The organism is Lacticaseibacillus manihotivorans DSM 13343 = JCM 12514 (assembly GCF_001435035.1).
GTDB classification, from domain to species: domain Bacteria; phylum Bacillota; class Bacilli; order Lactobacillales; family Lactobacillaceae; genus Lacticaseibacillus; species Lacticaseibacillus manihotivorans.
In genome coordinates, this window is record NZ_AZEU01000061.1 from 1 (window position 1) to 3,757 (window position 3,757).

Here is a 3,757-nt window from a genome sequence, read left to right on the forward strand (position 1 = left end):
ACCGACGTAGCAAGGCTGCGTGATGGTATTGGTCCAGAAAAACGTCCGCACGCCCCCTCTGCCAATTTTTCGTCCACTCGTGCCAAGAAATCATCCACTTCGGACACAAATTCGTCCATTCGAAGTTATTCGTCAATTACAATCTTGGTGATGCTAGCGCGTGAATCCCGATCTTTGTTAGTCATCCCGCCCATCTTAGTATCACTACACACATATCCGAAATTACGGACCATAGCCGAGACTGACTTGCCAAGAACGCCACCTGAGCAAGTCGAAGAACATAACGTCCAGCTCAATTTGATGAGAAGGCTAATACCTCTAGACCGCGCCATTCCAATCTTTACACAGGTATAGTTCGGATAATTGTCGATATTTGTAACTTTATGAGGGAACACAGCACCCAGCGCAGCTACCGGGTGTATGCTTTTCTGACGAATTGAAAGTCCATTTCAAAAAGAAATACGTTATCTTGACCTTCAACTCAGAGAAAGAGTACTGTGGCTCACTATTATTGAGCGCTATTGAGGAAATCTCAATGACTTAGTTTGTCATGCAATCCATCTCCACGTTCTTAACTGGACGATTTCGTGGCAGAGGTGGACGATTCTATGGCACTGCTAGACGAAGACTTGGCAAAGGGTGGTCGTCTGCATGGCCGTCATCATCGGTCAATAACCGATCGTCAAAACAGACCCACAATCTCGACTACTGAGATTGTGGGTCTTCGTCATGCTACGCTGCAATTTCCGTATTGACGTTCATGTTGCTTAAATTCCATGGCAATCGCGCCTCGAGCGCTTCTATTTCTATAAAAATTGACCGTTAAGACTCCACTTTCTTAATAAGTCTATTTAGAGGCCCGAAACATTGTAATAATAACCATTATCACGATATATCCAATCGCAATTACAAAACTGACATTACCAATACGAACACAGAGCTTGCTCCCCTGAAATCCTAGCAGAAAAACGCTCACCCCAAGTACGATTAGAGCAGGAGAAATGATTTTTCCTGCAAAAGCTAATTGCTCAGTGTTTGCATTTGAACTTCCTGCAAGCAGATTCAGCCACTTTCCTAAAAAGAAATGAATGGCTACGACTACAAACACTATTCCGAAGAAAACATTGAGTAAGCTCCAAAGTGATTTCATATAAGTGCATCCTTTGCAATCCGACTGCTAGACCGTTCTTGATTAATTGATTCAATTTCGCTCAAGAAGCGGGACCATAACACATCGTCCACTTTGTGTGCAAAATCACTATCTCCCATCAATACTGCCATGCTTAATGCGGAGGCAATGTCTGGTTGCAGCACCGTTGATTTAAACACTGGAGTAAATGAACCTTTCACTCCGACCTTAACCAGAACTGCAACTGCTGCAACGATCCATGCTACTGCGCCAAAACTAGTATACGCCACTGCAGGTGTTACTACTACAGGAACCCAAGCGGCTTGCGGTTCCATCTGCGTACGTTGAATAACACTATCGGGTAGTTTTCCCAGTCGAATCATAATGGCAACAAAAGACCGTGCATCACGATTTCGAACTGCAGTAGCCAATTTGTCATCGCTCGTAACGCGTAAAACATCAAAGTTATTGTCGGTGATATTCAATGAGTCAACTTCAGAATAACCATTGTTGATTAAATACTTAGTTGGATTCCGCAAAAACTGCTTCGCCGCTGACCGAGAAGTAAGCAGGTTGCTCGCTACTTCGGAAAACGATGGTAGCTTATTAGAATTGACACTAATTTTGAAATTTTCACTAGTTAGGTCAGTCCGAATCAAACTATTTGGGTTTCCATATTTGCGGCTCATAATTTTCCTCCTTGTCTAATAAGACAGTTCAATCTTTCTTTCAGCATTAGTTCTTTCAAGTTTGATGGAATACTTTAACATGATTTCCGGCACAACTTTTTCGTAATTTTTTTGGAGAGTTTCTCTGACTATTGGATTCTTATACAATTCTACACACGCTTGACAAGGATGACTTATCGTTACAGGAAAGTTGATTTGGTGATTCAATGTCGAAGCAAAATATAAAATCTTTTCGGGTCCATCCACCCAAAGCCAGATCTTCATAAAGTCATTAAACTGTTTATTGAACATTTCTTTTAGCGTTCCGTTTCGATACGTTCCCAGTTTCATTGAATCAATGTACTCCATCGTCAATCCGCAGCAATCAATCACTTGACCATATGGATTTAATCCAAGAGTCGTCAGTACGTTGTCGCATCCCTTTGCAAGATTAGCTTGCTCAGCTGTAACATAATACTTTTGTTGTTGTGTTACGTTTGCATGCAAATGCATCGGAATCCAAATATTGTTCATTACGCCGACTGAGCCAAAATTCTCAGAATCTGTAGCTCGACGTTGCAGATTTTGAAACCTGCGATTGTTGTATACATCTCCGATTTTGAAATTTGATTCTCGATAACCTTCGACAACGATTATAGAATTGATCGAGTTTGCGCTAGCTGCCCCAATAGCGTTTAGCACAATATCAAACGGAACCCACGCTTGGTGATTGTCCCCCGTCGAGATATTCAATTCATTAAGTCCAGCATCTCTCATCGCCTTCATTATGTGACTGGCCTTTTCAGGTGTTTTTGCCCACGATCCATTTGACACACACCTAACATTATATCCAAGGTTATGCGCAACCCCGACAGCCCTGACGAGATCATCCCCAAGTGTAAAACACTCTCCACCAGTAAAAACCACCCCCTTTACTTTACTTCCCAAAGCCTCACGCGATTCTTTAAGAAACTCAGAAATCTGTTGAAAAGACAACCTTGCCTTTAATTTCGGAGAGCATTCAAAACAACACTCCTCGCATGCAGCAGTGCAGTGATAAGTTGTAATGATAGTCAAAATATTCGGATAAACTTTTTGCATATGCTCCACCTTCACAAAAATATGAATGTATTAGATATAGAAAAGTTAAGATATGGGTCTATAATTCGTTAACATCTATGATAACGGGACATAGTGATGCTTTAATTCGTTCATTGTCATGTGCAACAATAATTAAAGTATGCGTCTTCGACCACCCTCGCAAATATGACAGGATATTTTTATTACTTTCAACATCAATATTCGATAATACCTCATCAATTATTAATACTTGCGGAGAAGCGATAATTCCACGAATTAATTTCACCTTTTGAATCTGACCTGTGCTTAATGAGATTGATCTATTATCAATTACGTTATTTAAGTTTTTCCCTTCGGCTTGAAGGTCTTTACTTAAGTTGGTAATTTCAACCAAATGATTCACTTGATCAATATCAAACTTTCCTATCCCTAAGACAAGGTTGTCAAAAATCGTCCCAGGAAATAAGTACGGAGTTTGAGGCACATAACAGCATTCAGTATTTTCTTTCTGATAAACATACCCAGAAAGTGGACGCACGAGGCCTACAATAGTTTTCATCAAGGTTGATTTTCCCGAAGCGTTGTCGCCTGTAATGAGATAACAGCCCCTCTTTGAGAACGTATATGAGACATTCGTAAGTATTGGTGCATCATCCTTGTAACCAACTGTGAGTTTGTCAACCTGTAAGGCCGCATCCTTGTGCTTGATGTCGGAGACAACTTGACGAGTTGGAGCTAAGTCGGTCATCTCAAGTTCCTTCAGCTGACTCACACGGCTACACGAAAGCTGAAACTGTTTATATATTGGTATTATTGTAAGTAGCTGTCATCGCGCAGTTTATACCGTTCCGATTACTCAAATAAGCGTCAAATAATTCCA

General features: G+C 41.0%; 4 protein-coding genes. All 4 read right to left on the bottom strand.

What is annotated here, in order from left to right; all coding sequences use genetic code 11:
* Window positions 1–847 precede the first annotated feature (847 nt).
* Genes FD01_RS03685 through FD01_RS03700 form a run of 4 tightly spaced genes read right to left on the bottom strand, consistent with a single transcriptional unit; the run spans window position 848 to window position 3,625 of the window.
* Window positions 848–1,150, bottom strand: coding sequence for a hypothetical protein (locus tag FD01_RS03685; RefSeq protein ID WP_054719807.1), 303 nt, complete (start codon window positions 1,148–1,150; stop codon window positions 848–850).
* Window positions 1,147–1,818, bottom strand: a complete 672-nt coding sequence (locus FD01_RS03690; RefSeq protein WP_056962668.1) for a hypothetical protein — start codon at window positions 1,816–1,818, stop codon at window positions 1,147–1,149. The genes FD01_RS03685 and FD01_RS03690 overlap by 4 nt, the downstream gene beginning before the upstream one ends.
* 15 nt (window positions 1,819–1,833) lie before the next feature.
* On the bottom strand, window positions 1,834–2,898 hold the full coding sequence (locus FD01_RS03695; RefSeq protein WP_056962670.1) for a radical SAM protein: 1,065 nt from the start codon (window positions 2,896–2,898) through the stop codon (window positions 1,834–1,836).
* Window positions 2,899–2,956: 58 nt separating this feature from the next.
* Window positions 2,957–3,625 (bottom strand): ATP-binding cassette domain-containing protein, encoded by a 669-nt coding sequence (locus FD01_RS03700; protein ID WP_056962672.1) that lies wholly within the window; start codon window positions 3,623–3,625, stop codon window positions 2,957–2,959.
* Window positions 3,626–3,757 lie beyond the last annotated feature (132 nt).